Genomic DNA, 18734 nt, shown 5'->3' with positions numbered 1-18734 from the left:
ACTCTGACTTTCTCGCATTTGCCCAGGACGGTTATGCACCCCAGTCCGCCTTGGGCCATCCAGATGCCGCGTTGATTGAGGCGTCGGCGCGCGCGGCAGCGATGCGCTTGTGTCATTCGGGGTACCCCCGCTTCGCTCAATAGTATGAAAGGCGCGCCGACTGACTTCGGAATCCGCAATTACTTGTTTTCGGAAGCAAGTTCGGCCGGTTTGGAGCTTTCACCCGAGCCGCCGCCTTCGGCAGTTGACTCCGAACTCGTTTCGCCCGGGACGGTCGTGGCGCTGTGATGAGACGGAGACGACGTCTGCGGAAGCTCGCTATCTCCCGCTTGTTCGCGCTCCGCCTGCTGCCAATGCCGCTCGTGCTCGCCTTCCGGCTTGCCTTCGGCTTCCCATATTTCCTGCGCCCGGCGCCTGATCTGTTCTATGTCCATGGCATTCTCCTTCAGTAATGCGAGGTGCTCAAACCCGATCGAGAGCTACTTGTTCCAACCGAGCGCGATTTTCATAATTCGATGGCCGGGCCAATCATCGGTTTCTGCGCGATGGAAGCTTTGACACGAAAGTGCTCGCTGGGCCTTTGGAGACTACGGCGTCATTCTGGGTGCCCTGTCGAGTCACATCAATGTTCTTGAGATCAAGGGACTCCTCGCTTGATTTGTCCTGCACGACAGCGGGATTCGGAAAAGACGGTTTCAATCCATGACCTTCGCTCGACATTTCTCATTTCTCCTTTTGCGGGCCTCTGACCGGCTAAGGCCACTGGTGGTAAAAGGGGCCGAGCAAAGCCCGGCCCCTGGATCGTATACGCCAGGAACAGGCTAATTAGCGATTGCCACCACTGGAGTTTTCGCCACCCTTTTTGCCGGCTTCGGAAGCGCGCTCCGGATCGTTCTTGAAGTTGCCGCCTGATGACTGGCCGCCTTTGCTGGCAATCTCCTTCTGCTTTTCATCATCCATCGACGCGAAGCCGCGCTTGGACGTATCGCCGCCGGAGCGGCTTCCACTTTGATTTGCCATTCTATTTCTCCTTACTCAGGGGTCATTCCCTGGCAAGCGAACCTCAAATACCCGATAAGGTTTCCTGTTGGTCTTACACCGTACAGAGCCCGACTGGAACGCCTTTCAGACGAGGGCTGCTCTGCCCCCGCCGGCGGATTATCGAGTCGCGTTTCTCAGGCGATAAGCCTCAACAGCTCCAACCGCGATGCGGGTTTTCGAGATAAAGGAAACTCCCGTTTCAAGGTCGTGGTGAAACAGCGTGTCGATGTCGTTCCGCCTGAGGAAGACCACCGTTCGCAGCCTCGACAAACCTCGAAAGACTTGAACTGGTTCCTCGCGCTACGAACGATTTGAGCGTCGACACCACCAACTCGGCGGCAGCGGCCTCTGTGCTGGCGAATGAAAATTCGGCGGAGCGAGATCCTAGCGACGTCGCTCAAGGCACTTTTTGCAGAGGAATTATGGGGACTGGGTGCAAGATTTTTTTCTTTTGGCGACCGCGGTTGTTTGAATCTTTTGGCGATCTCCTGCCATCCAACTTCACCCGCGCGGCCAGCACCGGAAAGGAACAGCTCAGCGGCAATAAGCGGGTGCCTTCTTATCAAACGAGCCGTCATCCTCGCCAACCCCGCAATCGCGGCCTTTTCCACGCCCGTCCGCGCCAGCCGCTCGACCGCGTAGCGCTCGAAGTAGCTTCCGGTTTTTGCCTCTTCAGTAGAGGGCGCGGCGCCTAGTGAACCGCGCCCCTCCGCGGGTGGTCATCGGCGTCTTTCCGCAATTTTTTAGGAAGGGCGTCGTTCGCGGTGCTTCTGACGACGTCCATCGCGGCGTGCGCGGCTTCGCTCATCGCGGCGCCTGCGATGCTCATGGCCCGCTTACCCTTCCGCGCTCCCTTCCCGGTCGCATCGGCCACCTCTCCACCTTCGGCCGCTAGGACCGTGGCGGCTGCGCCGGCGGCGCAGCAAATGCCTCTCACCGCGATCGAGATCGCTGGAGAGTTCAGCGAGCCGAAGCTTGTCGGCCCACAAATTCAGGATGTCCTAATATCTCTGAACCGTCTCGGCGACGTTGAGAGCTTTGATAACGGCCGCAGTTTTATCCGCATTGCGGGATGAAAATTCCGGCATTGCCCCGCATCATCAAGGCCTTGCCCCATACGCTTTGATTCTCCTTGGCAAATGCGCCGAGACCTCCAAATAAGCCGCACTCGAAGCGATAAACTGATTTTTAAAGCTCCGGTCCTATTTCCGCTCGCGCTCGGCGCTGAGGCCGAGAGAAACGGAATGAGCATGCCCACACACGATCTTTCTTCACGTCATTTTCAGCGAAAAATTTCAGAGTTCTGCGAGGTACGCATTGCACCGATATTCTCAAAGCGAGTGCTGGAGAATGTCCGCCCATATCTGATCAGCCTGATCATTTGCCGCAAACGGCCGCCGATCCTGAACGGCCGTCTCGACTGGACCGCGATCGGAGAGGCCTGCGGGATCGAAAGCGAAATGACAGCTGAACTCAGGAAGCACCTGCGGCCCACTGGATGCGATCATCCGCTGGCTGAAGGCGCCACCCGTCGCTGAAGACGTTACGCCGGCAAAGCAGTCTGTCCGTGGAATCAAGGGTTAAAAAGACAGCGCCAGTTTCCTCGACAAGAAAACCGCAGCGCGCCGGGACTGACGGAGTTTTTGCCCGGAACACATCTGCGCAACGCGGTCCGGCGCCAAAGCCAATCAGCCCATTTCCGGATCCGTTATTCGAGGCGACCGACGATCCGGCGAGCTTCCAGGATGCGCTCATCTACCATATGCGCCGGTTTGGCGACAGCTACTGGCAGCTTTATCGCGCTGTGGTTCGTTTGACAGAGACCTTCGACAGCAAGACGCTTCTCTCCTGGATCCAGGGCGAGCGTGTCCCGCGGTCGGTTGCCAGTTTCGACATCCTGCGCCGGATCGAGCAGCGGTATCGGTTGTCAGAGGGCTACTTTAAGGCAAAGCTACCGCGTCAGGCGCGTTCGCTCTACGGTCATGATCTCGGCGACATCAGCCCGGCCGAGCGACGGCGGATTTCCTTGCATCTGCCGGATGATTTCATCAGCCTGCCCTTCACCAAGCGAGAGGAGATCCTCGACTGGGTGCGCCGGATGATCATCTCCGGCTCGACAGAGTATCGCCGCTATCAGGCGGCGGCCAGCAAGCAGCGTTATGCGATCCGCTTTCCTGGCGTTACCTATGGCGGCGGTTCACTTTCGCCCCGCACGCTGGCATCTGCAGCCAATGCCAACCAGAATATCGCCGAGGAGCTAGATGATCCGGATCTGCTTTCCGGTGTCGTCGCCGCACCGCCGCGTCTCGCTATGGAGATGGCAGATCTGATCCGGTTCAAAACCTCAACGCTGACGGCAATCGGGCTGCAGCGCAACGGGGTATGGAGTGAAGAGACCGCCTCTCAAAAGATCGAACATCTCGGCCTGATGTGCGGCGCACTGGCCGCCTCCCCATCGGGCATCGTCAAAGGTCGGGGTGTGCCGCTCAGTCAGTTGAGCTTCGGCCTGCTGGTCTTCCCCGGCGTCTGGGACTGGTATCTGCAATGGCGCGAGCAGCGGCGTGGCTTCTACACAAAGTGGGAAGAAGACATGCTGATGGTCGCGCAGGCTCTTACCCGGGCAGAGGTAAGTTGGACCCGACAGCACCCGGAATTGCTGAAGAATGTCAGGCCGATCGAAGTGCTTGCGATACATTTCACCGGCATGCTGCCAACCGGTCGAAAGAAATCCAGCGGGTCATGCGCGTCCACCGCGATCCATTCGAGCCGATCATGTGCATCCTTGAGGCCGACAGCCCGCTGGCCGAGTACCGCAAGATCACCGACGAGATCCTGAAACGCATGCCCGACGAGGATCGCTATCCACGACCGGCGGCCGAAGCCGTGCGATCGTTTCTGCTGTTGCGGCTCGGTCTTCATCTCGGCCTTCGCCAAAAGAACTTGCGGCAGCTGCGTGTCTGCCCACGCGGGCATTTCCCGACGTCGGAGCGCCGACTCGAAGATATGAAATGCGGTGAATTGCGCTGGAGCGATCGTGATGGCGGCTGGGAAGTTCTCATCCCTTCGGTCGCGTTCAAGAATTCCGGGTCATCGTTCTTCGGCCAGAAGCCATTCCGCTTGATCCTGCCAGACCTGCTCGATCTCTACAAATATCTTGACGCCTATATCGACAGGCATCGCGGCGTGCTACTTGGCAGTGCCAAGGATCCAGGCATGCTGTTCGTCAAGACGGTGAAGACGACGAGCCTCGACGCGGCATACAACTCGGTCACGTTCTACGAGGCTTGGCAAACGGTCATCCAGCGATACGGAATCTACAACCCCTACACCGGTAACGGCGCCATCAAGGGCTTGTTGCCGCATGGACCACATAACCTGCGGGATATCCTTGCGACCCATATCCTCAAGCAGACTGGGTCCTATGAGCAGGCGAGCTATGCGATCCAGGACACGCCGGATGTGGTGCAGCAGCACTACGTTCGCTTCTTGCCGCAAGACAAAGCCGCACTCGCGGCCAAGATCTTGAATCAGGTTTGGGAAGCGGCCGCTTAGCCGTCAAATTTAAGGAGCTGATGAAGCGGCGCAATTTCAAGATGATATAAACCGCCTACTGCCCTGACATCTAAGCCATTGTTTCTAATGAGAACCACTCCTCACGCTTGCTTAGATTCGGATATAACAGGGATAAAAGCTGAAGTTCTGGCTCATCTCGCCTACTCCTTATGGAGTCAAAGCCATCCGGCTGCGGTGCCAGGGCGATCTGCTGCGGTTGGTGGCCGCTCAGCGCACGGTGTACTTGGGGCAGTTCAGCTTACGCTTGTCCGGGCGTGAAGAATGCCAAATACGCCAACGCTAATATCATCGCGACAACGAAGATTGTCAGCACGAATTTGATCATGCCTTTCGTGGCTTTTTTCTCTGTGTTGCTCATGCCACCCCAACATCAATGAAGTAGTGAAGTTCCCGCCGTTCGGCAAACTAGCCGGTTAGCTGCTTAACGACATCATCGATCGTTTCTCTGACTGGATAATAACTCGGCGAGGCATCTTTCCCCAACACGCAGACATAGATGTGGGTGCTGCTGGTAAACGCCCTAACGGCGCCACATGCTCCGGATTGCTGAAGACGATTGGATCGTTGTGGCCTGCGTAGTGGAATGGCACCAGCCTCATCTCATCCTCCCAAGTTGGCTATCCCCGCAGTGAACTAGAAAAGTCGCCGTCGGTTGCAAGATACCTGGAGCTGACTGCGCGTCCGCCTCAACAAGGAAAACTCTAATGGACCCTTCGATTGCTCCGGCCTCCCGGCCAGATCCGGGAAGAGATCAAGGGGCTAAAGGGAACCGTGGAGAGTAACCATGAAGCGGTCCAGCCAACCCTTGAGGAGTGGAAGCGGCTCAAGACTGTCGGCTATGGCATCTCAGGGCTCATTGCCTTCGCCGGCCTGACGATCGGCGGCATCATTGCCTATGCAAGCGAGGGCGCGGTAGCGGCACTTCGGCATTTGCTGAAGATACATTGATTGCTCGCGATTTTGCGCTTGGGATAAAAAGAGCCCCGCCGAAACGGGGCAGTTTCTGGAAAGAACGGACCGCACAGGAAAGGAAGGGAAGCGGACACCCCAGCGTGGGGCGCCTGTGCGATCCTCGCCGCCTAACGTGAGATTGCCAAAAAAGTTCCTGGGTTCCGGACCACTAATCGCTCCTAACGGACAGGAGAGCGGATCGCGAAGATAGCAAGGGGTTGCTGCTGGAGACAGGAGACTCCACTGCGCGATCCGCTCCGGCCCAAGTAACACTTTTGCGTGACAATAGTTCCGATACGATACTGCGCAGTAAGAGTATTATCGACGTCAAGCGACCATCCATCCTGCGGATCAATTGTGTGGCAACTGAGAAAGGGAAGTATACACAATCACACCGGTCGTTCTGTCGCTTCGGCTATTTCAGGTTGTTCTTTGCTGGAGTCGGTGTAGACGACGGCTTACGTCACGTATCCGCATTGGGCTGAGGCACACTAGAGCTGAGCGGGGAGCGTCAATAGTCCCCGCGCCTCCTTCTGATCTCCCGGAGCATTCGCAGGTTTTCTCTGGCCTGCGCCGCATTAATGAGCGCTTTCTCCAACCAGTCGGCAATCCCTCGACGGCATCACGCGCTTCAACCGCGTATAAAACCGCGACATCCGTCAGGCCCATCGTTACTGGGATCGATCTGTTCGATAACACCCGCGCTGCCCGTCGATGGGTTGGCCCAAGCAAGCGCAGTTGCACCGACAGCACTGCGGCCGCGCAGCCGAATTTCTCCGCTTCGCTGACATAGCCGGTCGCGGCGACGAATTCCGCAAATCGGGCAACCGTCACCGTTTCCGCTTCGAGGAAGAAGTCGCTGACAGACTGCCCGTCTGGGGATAGTTGGAAACTCAGCGGGCAATAGGAGTAGCGCTAAACGTCCGGTCGATCGGGTGTGGAATAGATCAGGCGATCTTCGGCCTGAGGCGAAGCTGCCGACTTACTAAGGTGAATCTGGTGCTGCTTTGGCGGCACCAGAGTCCTCTACGGCAAGCGGCCAGATCAAGGACACAGATCATGAGTTTCACACTTCAGTTCGAACCCGTGTTTGCTGAAACCGACCTGATCCTCAACGGGATCAAGCTGACCATCCTGCTTTCCGCAGGTGCGATCATTCTGGGAATGGCGCTGGCTATTCTGCTTGTCGGGCTGCGCAGTCTGGCTGGACGCACAATGGGAAGCCTCGGCTTCGCTGGCGCTGACGCGCACCCAGCAATATCGCTATATCATCCTGCCGCAGGCGCTGCGGATATCCTTGCCGCCAACGGTCGGGTTTCTCGTTCAGCTGATCAAGAACACGTCCATCGTCTCAGTGGTCGGTTTCATAGAACTGTCGCGGGCGTTATGGGGCGCTGGAAGTTCTCAAGGGCGTCTCGATGCGCGTGGAAACCGGGCAGGTCGTCGCCCTCATAGGCCGCAGCGGCTCCGGGAAAAGTACCCTTTTGCGCTGTATCAATGGGCTGGAGGCGTTTCAGTCTGGAAGCATCCATGCTGCTGGTCACAATGTGGAGCAGGATCAGGCCAAGCTACGGGCATTGCGCTAGGACGTCGGTATCGTCTTTCAGAGCTACAACCTGTTTCCACATCTGACTGTTGGCGAAAACATCATGCTGTCGCCACGTATCACTCAAGGGGTGACGAAGGCGGATGCCGAAATTCTGGCCCGAAAGGCGCTGGAACGCGTTGGCCTAGCTGATAAATTCTCGGTCTATCCGGAAATGCTGTCTGGCGGCCAGCAGCAGCGGGTGGCCATTGCGCGGTCGCTGGCCATGCGACCCAAAGTGATGCTGTTCGACGAGGTCACATCGGCCCTCGACCCTGAACTGACCGGCGAAGTTCTTCTCGTTATCGAAGAACTGGCCCGTGAAGGCATGACCATGCTGCTGGTGACGCACGAAATGAATTTCGCCCGCAGCGTCGCGAATATCACGGTCTTCATGCATCAGGGCACGATTTGGGAGGCAGGTCCGTCAGCCGATCTCTTCTCAGATCCACAGACGCCAGAGCTTCAGGCATTTCTATCGAACGGTGTGAAGTAAAGCGTAAATTCCGACTCGGAATTGAGCCCTCCACGCTTTTGGCTCTGAGCAAAAGATGCTGAGCTTACCAAATCGTGACAAAATGCAGGGGTTCAGATCACATGGAAGAAACAAGATCGAGGGATTTTGAACGTGGCCAAGCGGTTTGCCTGGTCGCGGCTCGTGTCCGCGCTACTGGATATCGGAACGGCTTTGGCTAAGATAAATGCATGAATCGCCGCGACCACGCCAGCAACTGTCCAGCCTGTCGCCAGGGGCGACTGTTTCTGTTTCGCAATCTCACAACAGATGACATTTACGCGCACTGCGAAGAATGCGAATGGGGATACCTCACTCCGGCGCAGATCGAGACGAAGGGCGGATTTCTCACTCTCCTGGAAGACTTCGACGCCGACTACGCTGAGAGCGAGGCGATCTCCCGGAGCGTCTGGGCCAATTACATAGTCGTGGCGGTTGATGACCAGGATGAAACATGAGACGGCGGCTGGGGCCAAAAAGGCCAATGCGGTCGACTCCGATCTTCTAAACCGCCGCAGCAGCAGGACTAATGCATGGCACATTCAAAGCCAGGAGCACCGTGATGATCGCAACCTATATCGATGAATTCATCATGCTCTGCGCCGGTTTGTGGATGACATTCGTGGGCTTCGGCTACCTGTCCTTGTCACGAAACCCGGCGCACAAGTCGCCAGTGGTTCGTCACTTCAGATGGATGGGGCCATTGCTGCTGTTCATTGCTATTATCCTGGCAGTCGCGTCATGATCTCATGATTAGAAGCAATGCGCGGGGGTTAAAAGATTGGTGCATCGATGCCGGCGATATAACAGCTGATCGCCACCATATTCAGTTCGTCCTTACCCCACGATGTTGAGTTTCAGCAGGATTTGATCCGTTTTTTCGTTTAGTGTTAGTCCACCAGACTCGGGATGAAGAATTGTCCGCAAACAACTTGAAATCAGCTGGAGCGGATAACTGCGAAATGGAAATCCGGATCAATCTCATATAAAAATTGACAACCCACGTCCGCCTGCCGCGAAAGGAGTTGCGCGAGACCGGGGCGCTTTCGCCAACGCTACGCGGCGGCTACACATGTTCCAGCTCGAAGTGGTTTTCGATAGCGGCAGGTAGGTCCCTGAAAGTGTGGCCCGTGGGAAAGAAGAATTCGGGAAGATAAAGATGAGCGGATGCTGTTCGGCGGTCAGCCGAAACAATGGAACTGAAGGACCGGGCGAAATTGCAAAGACAATCTCGCGCGGACGAGCAGGCGCGGTGGTCGCGGTCAAGGGCGGCGAGACGTTTGTCGGGACCCATGAACCGGTCCTGGTCGTCGATGGCGAGGGGCCGGAGCGCAAAGTCACTGGAGAAAAAGAACTTTGCTTCGACCGTGGTCTCGCCACGCGCCTTCATCCCAGCGTTGGATTGGGCTTCGGGGCTGGCAACGGCCTTGACCTGATGCGAGAACAAAGCCTGCACGTGCCGAGCTCATGGAAATAGACGGCGTGATTGGCGATGGCCCCGCCGGCCGCGCCTTGAACGGGTTCCGGCATGCGCGAATAGAAGAAGCCCGAGTTATCCGGAGCCCAGTTGATACGCGTGAACCTGGCCCAGTCAACGACATCCTGAAGCTCCTTCCCGCTCTCGACATCGAGCACACGGATGGTCCGCCAGTCGGTACCGCCCTTCTGCACGCTGAACGCCAGGTGGCGACCGTCGTCCGAGACGCTCCATTCGCCGACCGCGTCGGCATTGTCGTCCGACCAGGAATTGGGATCGATCAACAGACGGACTTCGCCGAAGGGGCCATGGCGGACATATAAAGACGGCTGGTTTTCAAGGCCCTTGTTGAGGGTGAAGAAATATCGATCACCACGCTTCCGAGGGACCGTATAGCGTTCGTACTCGAACAGGGCCTTCATGCGCTTTTCGAAGATGTCGCGGCCGGGAAGCGTGTCGAGATGGCCTCGCGTCACCTTGTTCTGCGCCTCGATCCAAGCGGCCACGGCCTGATCGCTGGGTGCCTCGTTTTCCAGCCAGCGGTAGGAATCCACGACGGTCTGGCCGAAGTGCTGCTCGGGCACGTCGAAGCGCTCGGTATTCGGATAGGTGATCTTTGACATTCCATCCTCCAAGGGTTGGGCCGACACGCTGTTGACCTGGACAACAAGCGAAATGGCGATGGCGGTGGATCTCTTCATCAATGTCTCCTCGCAAATGATGATGCCAGAACCCGCATCCTCGGCACGAAAAGAGCAATAATGGCACTTAGTGTCATTATAGTGACTGGGAAAAACTCCATCATCTCAACGAATTATGCCTAATTATCTTCACAAAATGGCACTCATTGACATATACAAGGGTTTGGTAAGCTGGAGATCGCGATGAGCAGGACCGTTCGGGAAGGCGCACATATCGACGTGGCGCGAAGCGCCGCGCGTCTTTTTCTCGAAAAAGGTGTTACAGGCACCAGCGGCGACGAAATCGCCGAGGCGGCAGGCATCTCAAAGCGGACTCTCTGGCGCTACTTCCGCACCAAGAAGAGCTGCATCGAGCCGTTGTTCGCTCTGACGTCGCAGCGCCTTGCCGAAAAGCTGAAAAACTGGCCCCTCGATATTTCCGTCGAGCGGTTCCTGGAGCTCGCCTATGACTTCAGCAAGATCGACGCCCAGGAAATCGAGGACAGCAGACTTGCCGTGCACCTCATCGCTCGGTTGGAGGAAGAGCCCGCGCTGCTTGAACCGTTTTTTATGGCGACAAGAATGACGGAAATCACGATGGCGGGCGTGATTGCTTCGCGGCTTGATCTTTCGCCGACGGATTTCGAGGTGCGATTGTGCGCCGCCACCGTTGTCGCAGCCATGCGGATCATCGACGAGTCCATCAGCAGGGCAGCAGTAAAATACGGACAGATCCCCACTGTTGCGGAGACCAACGACCGGCTCGCGCAGGCGATCCGCCGCGCCAGCACCTTGCCGTTCTGCGATCCGATTACACCGCGACCGCGTTGATCGGTATGGCCGTCGCACACTTTGCAGAAGTTTAATCGCTTTTCATGACGCGATGGCACGCATGGCGACGTTGTGGCTGACGTAGAGCACAGGTCCGACTCTATTCGGGCGGGCTTGAAGGGACACGAACGGCCGACTTCGCTATTCCACAATCGTGCTCTTGAAGGGATTGGAACCGACGACCACCTTATTTCTAAGCCAAAGGCCTAGATAGGACGTGAACCTGAGCTTCAGGTTGAAAAGATGTTACAGCGCACTTCTCTCTAATTTCACACACACGAAAACATGATGAATGGTAGCGCGCAGCAAACATGGCCCCGATCCACATTCCCGCTTAGCTGTAGCCGATGTCGCCCAGTACGCGACATCGGCAGATGCTATTTCAATCGGGCCAGTAGCTCTCTGGCGACGGCCGGGGCGGAGGCCGGGTTCTGGCCAGTAATCAGTTCCCGATCGGTCACTATATGTGCCGAGAAAGACACGTGTGCCTGACTGAATTGGGCGCCTGCCTGAGTGAGTGCATCCTGCGGATAGAACTTCATCTCGCCGCCACCCAGCAGTCCCTTGGCCATTTCCTCTTCCTGGTTACTGAAGACGGTGAACCTGTAGCCGCCATAGACCCAGCCCGCTTGCGCCTTTGCCGTTCCCGCCGTTTCGAACTGGGTCACGAAACCCTGTGCGTCCGGCAGTGTAGAAAGCAGCGCGATCGGGCCATGGCAGGCCAACGCGGTCGTTCTGCCATTCTCATGAAACCAGGTGAGCAGCTTGCCGAGTTCTGAACTGACCAGAAGATCTTGCATGGGTGCGTGACCGCCCGGCACATAGACCGCGTCGAAATGCTCGTAACCGATCTGCTCGACCCGCGCGAGGCTGATGACAGGCGACCTGTCGCTCGACATCAGGCCCAGTTTCTCATGGCCGGCATCGAGCAGCGCCTGCACCGGCTGCATCAGTTCATTGAGGTAGAAACCGGTCTTGAACACCTTGCCGTCCTTGAGGTCGAGGCGGTCGGAATCGGAAAGCACGATCAGGACGTTTCCGGCATGGGCGCTCAGAGTGCTGGTGCCGAGTGCAAGAGCGATGGCGAGGCCTCGCAGAAGATTCATGGGTTTAGCTCCAAAAGTTTGGGAAGGGAAAGGCAGTTGCTTCTCAGCCAGCGAGCTTGGTCAGCCGGTACAGGGCGAAGTCGGCGAAATAGTCACCCACGCCGCTCGCCTGAAAACGCTGCATGGCGGCATCCTGCATATGAGCGCGCCATTGGGCTTCACTTTGCCAGGTTTCGACGAAGATGCGGACCCGCCCATCATCGAGCGACTGATGCAACTCGTAACGAAGGCAGCCATCGCCAAGGTCTCGGCAACGAGCTTTTCCTGAGCGGCGCCAAGCGCCGCTTCCTTACCGGGCCTTGCCGTGGTGATGGCGATGATGGTCAGCGGTGTGTTTGGCATGGCCGATATCCTTCAGGCGATGGTGTTGACGAGACCGCCTTCGGCACGAAGGGCTGCGCCGTTCGTGGCGGATGAGCGGGGGCTGGCGAGATAGGCAACAAGGTTTGCCACCTCTTCCGCTTCCACCATGCGCTGGAGGATCGACGCCGAGCGAGCGGTGGCGAAGAATTCGGCCTCGATTTCTTTGATCGGCGCGGAAGGGTCGCTTGCCTGGCTGCGCAGGAAGGCCTCGATGCCCTCCGAGCGGGTCGGCCCCGGCAGCACGGAATTGACGGTGACATTGGTGCCGCGGGTTAGTTGCGCCAAGCCGCGTGAGACCGAAAGCTGTGCCGTCTTGGTCGTTGCGTAGTGGATCATATCCTGCGGAATGGCGAGGCCTGACTCACTGGAGATAAAGACGATACGGCCCCAGTTGCGATCCAGCATACCGGGAAGATAGGTTCGGGACAGGCGCACGCCGCTCATGACATTGACGTCGAACAGATGGCTCCAGTCGGCGTCGGTGATGTCGCCAAAAGCCTTGCTCTCGTAGATGCCGAGATTGTTGACGAGGATATCGACCGAAGGTTCGGCCTTTGTGATGATCGCGGCGCCTTGGGCGCTGGCAGCGTCTGCCAGAACGCCAGTGATACCCGATCCACCGGATGCCTTGACGGAAGCGATTGCGCTGTCGAGCTTGGCGCGGTCGCGGCCCGTGACGACAACCCGCGCGCCTTCCGTGGCGAGAGAGCGGGCGATTTCGAGACCTATGCCGGCGGTGGCGCCGGTCACAAGCGCGGTCTTTCCGTTGAGTTGCAAATCCATGTCGTGTCTCCAGATTGATGCTGAAGACAATTTATGATTTGAAAGCCGGAGGTACTATTGCCCACAGAAGACATGCACCTGTGAATGAGGATCATTAATGCCGCGCATTCTGATGGAACGTTCGGGAGAAATGGAAGTGTTTGCCCGCGTCGTTCAGGACGGAGGATTCTCCGCAGCAGCTCGCAACCTCGACATCACGCCATCGGCGGTCAGCAAGCTGATCGCACGCCTCGAAACAAGGCTCGGGACTCGCCTGCTGGTGCGAACCACCCGTGCCCTGACACTCACGCAAGAAGGCGAGGCCTATCATCATGCGGCGCTTCGGATTTTGCAGGAACTGAACGAGGCGGATCAGGAGGCCGCGGGTGGCGCGGTGCGCGGGCGACTGCGGATCAATACAACGATACCGTTCGGCACGATGTTCGTCGCGCCGGCCATGCCGGGGTTCGTTGCACGCAATCCCGATCTGATCGTGGATCTCTCGTTCACGGATGGGATCGTCGATCTGGTTGCGGAGAACACCGACGTCGCCATTCGCATGGGCAATCTGCCAGACAGCGGGCTGATCGCCCGCAAGCTGGGGCAGAGCCGGCGCGTGGTCTGCGCTTCACCCGATTATCTGGCGCGCAGGGGTTCGCCTGAAACGCCGGCGGATCTTGCGTATCACGACTGCCTGACGTTCAATTTCCGGCGCGCACGGCCGTCATGGCCGTTTCGTGACCATGACCGTGACATCGCGCAACCAGTCAAAGGCAGTATCGTCGTTAACAACGGCGAGACAATGAAGCAGATGGCGCTGGCGGGTGCTGGCATTGCCCGCGTGGGTCTGTTCCATGTGGCGGACGAGATTGAGGCGGGGCGGTTGATGCCTCTGCTCGAAGACTACAATCCCGCCGACCTCGAACTTGTTCATGCCGTCTATGTCGGCGGCGGTCCCCTGCCCCATCGTGTCCGCGCCTTCATCGAGCATATGGTTGTCACATTGGCTGATCAGCCGTTGCTGAATGGGACGACCTGACCTGAGGATTATGGGCAAAGGTGGTTTCGAAACGCCTCACCTTTCCTATCCGATCAGTCTCGATAGTCCGGCGCCTGCCGGTCGAGCACCCGACGGATACTTTCCAGATGCATCCTGGCACTTTCCGGGTCCCCCTCCCGCATCTGCCGCGCCGCACCAGCCGCGACAGCAGGCAAGACCGGTAGGAGTTTGCGGCCCGAGCCCATCGCCTTCAACTGAACTTCGGCGGCCCGCTCGAGGTAGTAGAGATCGTCCCAGGCTTCGGCGATGTTGGGTGCACAGACCATGACGCCATGGTTTTTCATGAACAGGATATCCTTCTCGCCAAGGACGGAGGCGATCCTGTCGCCTTCGCTTTCGTCAAGGGCGAGGCCGTTATAGGCCTCATCCACCGCGACACGGCCGTAGAACTTGAGTGCCGTCTGTCCTGCCCAGACCAGCGGCTCGCCTTCTACCATGCTGAGCGCCGTCGCGTTCGGCATATGGGTATGAAAGGCAGCTCCTACTCGAGGCGCCATCTTGTGCAGACGCGCATGGATGAAGAAGGCGGTCGCTTCCGGCACACCGTCGCCGGCAACCACATTGCCCTCGAAATCGCATATCAGTAATGATGAGGCAGTCGCCTCCTGGAAGGCCCAGCCAAGCCGGTTGACGATAAAGAGGTCGGGATGGCCAGGTACGATGGCGGAGAAATGATTGCAAATCCCCTCTTCAAGGCCAAGACGGGCCGCCATGCGAAGGCAGGCGGCCAGATCGACTCGCGCCTGCCAGATCTCTTCGCTATCCCATGGGAGATTGTGATGGGGATGATTGTTCGTCTGCGAAATCTTCAATTCATGCGCCATGTCTGTCTCCTTGGATTACATCCAGCCAGCCGCAGCCAGGATGGCCGGCACCTCGTCGAGCGTCGGAACGACGGCGTTTGGCTGGTAATTAGAGAGTGGTTCGCGGCCCGTACCACGGTCAACCCAGATGGTGCGAAATCCAAGCTCACGCGCTGCGACAAGATCGAGATGCGGACTGGCGCAGATGTGCAGCAAATCTTCCATTCCAATGCCAAGGGTTCTCCAGGCGTGATGGAACGTCTGGCTGGAAGGCTTGTAGGAACCGGCCTGCTCAGCAGTGATAACGCGGTCGATTGAACCACCCAACTGAGCCACATTTCCGGCGATGATGGCATCGTCTGTGTTCGAGATGATCGCCAGGCGAAAACCGGCATCCTTCAACATCTTTAGCGTTGCAACAACCTCCGGAAACGGCGGCATCTTGCCGATGGAGGAGGTCAGGATTTCGGCATCCGCCGCCTCGAACGGAAGGCCGAATTCAACCATGGCCTGTTCCAGAGCAAAAGCGCTAACCTCGGCAAATGTTCGGTGAGGACGCTCCACTTCCAGTGCATGTTCGTGTCGGTCGTAAACCCGAATGAAGCTCTTCTGATCAATGTTTCCGCCTTTTGCGGACAGGATCCGATCCATCGCAGCCAGCAGCCCTTCGTCCCATTGGATAAGGGTGCCGTAGCAATCAAAGGTCAACCATGTTGATTTGGGGCCTGGCAATGTCATGTCTCGTCTCCTGCATTTTCTGCAGATTGACAAACACACCGCTCATTGCAAAATTAAATCTCAAAATGCCATCAATCGAGAAATCAAATGAGCTTCGGTTTCGATCTGGATCTTCTGAAAACCTTTGCTGCCGTCGTCGATTGCGGCGGCTTCACTAAGGCTGCCGAAAGGGTGCATCTGACGCAATCGACGGTGAGCCAGCAGGTCAAGAAGCTTGAGCAAAACATCGACTCCGTGCTGTTGCTGCGGGACAAATCGTCCGGAACCGTAGAGACGACTGAGGCCGGGGAAAGACTGTTGAGCTACGCCCGCAGAATCCTTGCGACCGCAGAGGAAGCCAGCGAAGCAATGCGGAGACCCTCGGCACCCCGAACCGTGCGCCTCGGGGTGCCGGAGGATTTTGCCGGCCGGCGCCTGATCGACCTCCTCTCGGGATTTTCTGCCGCATCGCCCCACATCAGGCTCGACACTGTCAGCGGCTGGAGCACAGAGCTCCGACGTCAACTGGACGCTGGCGAAATCGATCTCGCTCTGATCAAACGTGAGCCCGGCACTGGAGCAAGTCTCGCCAGCTGGAAGGAAAAGCTGGTTTGGGTGAAAGGCGCCGCCGGTTCCCTAGAGGCCGACCCCGTGCCGCTTGCGGTGTTTCCGGTCGGATGCATCTACCGGGATCGTGCGATCCGCGCGATCGAGCAAAGCGGTCGCCGATGGCGGATCGCCTATACGAGCCAGGGTCTGATGGGTGTGCAGGCGGCAGTCGCCTCCGGCCTCGGAATCAGCCTGTTGCCATCCGACGCGGTGCTTCCCGAACATCGGCAACTTGGGCCCGACGATGGATTCGAGGAACAACCGCTGTCGGAATTGGCACTGGTGAAAGGTCGGGCAAGCCTGTCCAACGAAGCGAAGTTCCTCGGGCGTTTCCTCGCGAATAGCTTGGGGTAGCACCTGCCACGATACTGGTCCAGATCTCACCGACGACCACAGTTTCGAAAATCCCGCCTTGAACCAATTCGAACTTTCGACGCGTGATTAAGCGGACCGCATGCTCAGTCCTGCCGACCAGCTTAGCTGGGAAAAAATATAGCTAACTGCGGAGTCCCGTGAGGCTATCCGCAGCCTCCGACACTCCACGACGCGTTTGCCCAGCTTCATCGTGGCTCACGAAGGCGCTTGGGAAACAGCTAATCAGACTGGCATGCGGTTGGTTCGCCGGGCCCATACCGCGCTCCAGCGACATAGTATCGGAGTGAGTGGCAACCGGGCCATTACTTCATTCTCCCGCATGTACCGCTGCTTGACAGCCCAGCATTTTTATTATTGGATACAATTATGATTTCGGATACGGACAAGACCCAGTCGGAAGCGGCGACCGACAAGATTAGGACGCTTATCCTGAGTGGGACATATCGTCCCGGTCAGCCACTTAGGCAGGAAGCCTTGTCGGGACAACTGAGTATCAGTCGCACCCCTCTGCGGCACGCGCTTCAGTCACTCGCCGAGGAAGGGTTAGTCGAGGCGGTCGGCTTCAAGGGAGCACGTGTTGCACAACCTGATCCGGAAATGGTGCGCGATCTGTTTGATATGCGCCTTCTGCTGGAACCGCTTGCACTCAAGTCTGCGCTTGAGCACCACACAAAGCTTGATTTCGCCAGGGCAGAGATGGCGCTCGATGCAGCTGACGCAGAACGCGACCTCTACAAGCTCTCCCAGTTGAATTGGGAATTCCATCATGCGCTCTACCATCCCTCAGGCCGGCGAACGCTCATGCGGACCATCGAGCATCTCAACAGGGCATCTGCTTTTGCGGAAACGATTGCGAAGTCCATCGTTGTCAGATTGGAGAAATCGGCTGCCGAGCATCGCGAACTGCTGCAGGCCTGCCGCAACGCGGATGCGGACGGCGCAATTGACCGCCTGACGGAGCATCTCCAGCTAGCCTATCGCGACATTCAGAACACGGAGTACTGACTGTGCCGGTCATCAACAGGATCGCAGAATTCCATGACGAGATGAGCAAGTGGCGGCGTCATCTTCATGCCAATCCAGAACTTTCCTACCAAGAGCATCAAACAGCAAAGTTCGTCGCTGACAAACTTCGGTCCTTCGGGATCGAGGTCAGCGAAGGCATTGGCGGAACCGGCGTCGTTGGCGTCCTGTACGGGGGTCGAAGAGGCGAACGCTCCATCGGTCTTCGCGCCGACATGGACGCGCTCGCTATCGGGGAGCGCAACGATTTTGGACACCGTTCGAGGAACGGCGGGGTCATGCACGCTTGCGGGCACGATGGGCATACAGCCATGCTGCTGGGTGCCGCGCGCTATCTTGCCGAAACCCGCAATTTTTCGGGCCGCGTTGTTTTCATCTTCCAGCCCGCAGAGGAAATGGGCGGCGCGGATGGCGGGGCGGCTCGAATGATCCGCGAAGGATTGTTCGAAACCTTTCGATGCGACGAGATATACGGCTTGCATAATTGGCCGGGAATGGACGTCGGAACCTTCGCGGTTAAGGCCGGCCCGATGATGGCGTCGGGCGATAGCTTTGAGATAGAGGTGTCGTCCAAGGGCATGCACGCAGCGCAACCACACAAGGGCGCTGATGTTGTTCTGACGGCCGGCCATATCCTCGTCGCGCTTCAGCAAATTGCCGCGCGAAACACTGATCCACTCGACGCCCTTGTCGTTAGCGCGACGCAGATCCATGGTGGGGACGCTTACAACGTCTTGCCGAACTCAGTCACCATTCGAGGCACGGTGAGAGCTTTCTCTCCCCGAGCACGCGCGGCAGCGGAACCGGCGCTTCGCCGCGTCGTCGAAGGTATAGCGTTGTCGACAGGTGCCCACTTCAAGGTGTCGTACGCTCAGCAATATCCGACCCTCGTTAACTCCGAGCCGGCGGCGCAAGCGGCCGAAGCTGCAGGCTTGTCGGTATTCACTAAAGTCGAGACAAACCCGCCGCAGACGATGATTGTCGAGGACTTCGCATTCATGCTTGAAGACCGCCCCGGGTGCTATGGATGGATTGGTAATGGGCCCGATGACAATGGCCGCATCCTTCACAGCGCGTGGTTTGACTTCAATGACGAGGCCCTGCCATTTGGGGCATCCTATTTCGCCGCAGTCGTTGAACAGCAACTGCAACGATAACCCGCGTTCGCGCCCTCTCCTAAGCGTCCTGAAAGCTGCCCCAAGCCGCCGCCATGACAGGCGCTCGGAGAGAAGTGCGTCGCTGAGCAGTTCCAGATGCGAGGATC

The 18734-nt window shown here is 57.9% G+C and carries 15 protein-coding genes and 5 pseudogenes; 12 read left to right on the top strand and 8 right to left on the bottom strand.

Features of this window, described 5'->3' with window-relative positions:
- Positions 1–179: 179 nt before the first annotated feature.
- Entirely contained in the window at positions 180–434 is a 255-nt protein-coding gene (locus OIU37_RS22105; protein ID WP_171603425.1) for a DUF2934 domain-containing protein, read from the bottom strand.
- A 391-nt stretch (positions 435–825) separates the two neighbouring features.
- Positions 826–1020 carry a general stress protein gene (locus OIU37_RS22100; protein WP_171603431.1) on the bottom strand — a complete coding sequence of 65 codons (195 nt, stop codon included), beginning with the start codon at positions 1018–1020 and terminating at the stop codon, positions 826–828.
- Between the two features lie 785 nt (positions 1021–1805).
- Between OIU37_RS22100 and OIU37_RS22095 the strand changes: the two genes are divergently transcribed.
- From OIU37_RS22095 to OIU37_RS22065, 7 genes and pseudogenes are all read left to right on the top strand, one after another.
- Positions 1806–2117, top strand: coding sequence for a hypothetical protein (locus OIU37_RS22095; protein WP_264258661.1), 312 nt, complete (start codon positions 1806–1808; stop codon positions 2115–2117).
- A gap of 168 nt (positions 2118–2285) precedes the next feature.
- Positions 2286–4593: pseudogene (locus OIU37_RS22090) on the top strand (hypothetical protein).
- Positions 4594–5349: 756 nt separating this feature from the next.
- A pseudogene (locus OIU37_RS22085) lies at positions 5350–5562 on the top strand (DUF1515 domain-containing protein); the annotation flags it as partial.
- Positions 5563–6778: 1216 nt separating this feature from the next.
- Positions 6779–6949, top strand: a pseudogene (locus tag OIU37_RS22080) (amino acid ABC transporter permease); the annotation flags it as partial.
- A 34-nt stretch (positions 6950–6983) separates the two neighbouring features.
- Positions 6984–7646 (top strand): annotated as a pseudogene (locus OIU37_RS22075) (amino acid ABC transporter ATP-binding protein).
- A 209-nt stretch (positions 7647–7855) separates the two neighbouring features.
- Positions 7856–8122: a hypothetical protein gene (locus OIU37_RS22070; RefSeq protein ID WP_168317845.1), complete on the top strand. Its 267-nt coding sequence runs from the start codon at positions 7856–7858 to the stop codon at positions 8120–8122.
- Positions 8123–8226: 104 nt separating this feature from the next.
- Positions 8227–8409 (top strand): hypothetical protein, encoded by a 183-nt coding sequence (locus tag OIU37_RS22065; RefSeq protein WP_168317846.1) that lies wholly within the window; start codon positions 8227–8229, stop codon positions 8407–8409.
- A gap of 641 nt (positions 8410–9050) precedes the next feature.
- On the opposite strand, the gene OIU37_RS22060 is transcribed toward OIU37_RS22065, so the two are convergent.
- Positions 9051–9842: a hypothetical protein gene (locus tag OIU37_RS22060; protein WP_246813082.1), complete on the bottom strand. Its 792-nt coding sequence runs from the start codon at positions 9840–9842 to the stop codon at positions 9051–9053.
- Between the two features lie 219 nt (positions 9843–10061).
- Between OIU37_RS22060 and OIU37_RS22055 the strand changes: the two genes are divergently transcribed.
- The gene (locus OIU37_RS22055) at positions 10062–10652 is read left to right on the top strand and encodes a TetR/AcrR family transcriptional regulator (protein ID WP_180697309.1); all 591 of its coding nucleotides are present in this window, start codon (positions 10062–10064) and stop codon (positions 10650–10652) included.
- A 377-nt stretch (positions 10653–11029) separates the two neighbouring features.
- On the opposite strand, the gene OIU37_RS22050 is transcribed toward OIU37_RS22055, so the two are convergent.
- From OIU37_RS22050 to OIU37_RS22040, 3 genes and pseudogenes are all read right to left on the bottom strand, one after another.
- Positions 11030–11758, bottom strand: a complete 729-nt coding sequence (locus OIU37_RS22050; RefSeq protein ID WP_264258660.1) for a type 1 glutamine amidotransferase domain-containing protein — start codon at positions 11756–11758, stop codon at positions 11030–11032.
- A gap of 43 nt (positions 11759–11801) precedes the next feature.
- Positions 11802–12100 (bottom strand): annotated as a pseudogene (locus OIU37_RS22045) (putative quinol monooxygenase).
- Between the two features lie 12 nt (positions 12101–12112).
- Positions 12113–12904 carry an SDR family NAD(P)-dependent oxidoreductase gene (locus tag OIU37_RS22040; protein WP_180697311.1) on the bottom strand — a complete coding sequence of 264 codons (792 nt, stop codon included), beginning with the start codon at positions 12902–12904 and terminating at the stop codon, positions 12113–12115.
- Between the two features lie 97 nt (positions 12905–13001).
- Here OIU37_RS22040 and OIU37_RS22035 point away from each other — a divergent pair, with 97 nt between their 5' ends.
- Positions 13002–13922 carry a LysR substrate-binding domain-containing protein gene (locus tag OIU37_RS22035; protein ID WP_180697312.1) on the top strand — a complete coding sequence of 307 codons (921 nt, stop codon included), beginning with the start codon at positions 13002–13004 and terminating at the stop codon, positions 13920–13922.
- 53 nt (positions 13923–13975) lie between these two features.
- Here OIU37_RS22035 and OIU37_RS22030 read toward each other — a convergent pair whose 3' ends face one another.
- Both OIU37_RS22030 and OIU37_RS22025 read right to left on the bottom strand, forming a co-directional pair.
- On the bottom strand, positions 13976–14767 hold the full coding sequence (locus OIU37_RS22030; RefSeq protein WP_180697313.1) for an aldolase: 792 nt from the start codon (positions 14765–14767) through the stop codon (positions 13976–13978).
- Positions 14768–14782: 15 nt separating this feature from the next.
- Positions 14783–15484: a haloacid dehalogenase type II gene (locus OIU37_RS22025; RefSeq protein WP_180697314.1), complete on the bottom strand. Its 702-nt coding sequence runs from the start codon at positions 15482–15484 to the stop codon at positions 14783–14785.
- A gap of 87 nt (positions 15485–15571) precedes the next feature.
- Here OIU37_RS22025 and OIU37_RS22020 point away from each other — a divergent pair, with 87 nt between their 5' ends.
- The 3 genes from OIU37_RS22020 (at position 15572) to OIU37_RS22010 (ending at position 18627) form a co-directional block, all read left to right on the top strand.
- Complete coding sequence (locus OIU37_RS22020) at positions 15572–16426, top strand: LysR substrate-binding domain-containing protein (protein ID WP_180697315.1); 855 nt, start codon at positions 15572–15574, stop codon at positions 16424–16426.
- A 387-nt stretch (positions 16427–16813) separates the two neighbouring features.
- Positions 16814–17452 carry a GntR family transcriptional regulator gene (locus OIU37_RS22015; RefSeq protein WP_180697316.1) on the top strand — a complete coding sequence of 213 codons (639 nt, stop codon included), beginning with the start codon at positions 16814–16816 and terminating at the stop codon, positions 17450–17452.
- Positions 17453–17454: 2 nt separating this feature from the next.
- Complete coding sequence (locus OIU37_RS22010; RefSeq protein ID WP_180697317.1) at positions 17455–18627, top strand: amidohydrolase; 1173 nt, start codon at positions 17455–17457, stop codon at positions 18625–18627.
- Positions 18628–18734: the final 107 nt, after the last annotated feature.

The sequence above is a fragment of the Rhizobium sp. BT-226 genome (genome assembly GCF_025847085.2).
Classification (GTDB): Bacteria; Pseudomonadota; Alphaproteobacteria; order Rhizobiales; family Rhizobiaceae; genus Rhizobium; species Rhizobium sophorae.
This window is presented reverse-complemented; position numbering and strand designations above follow the sequence as displayed.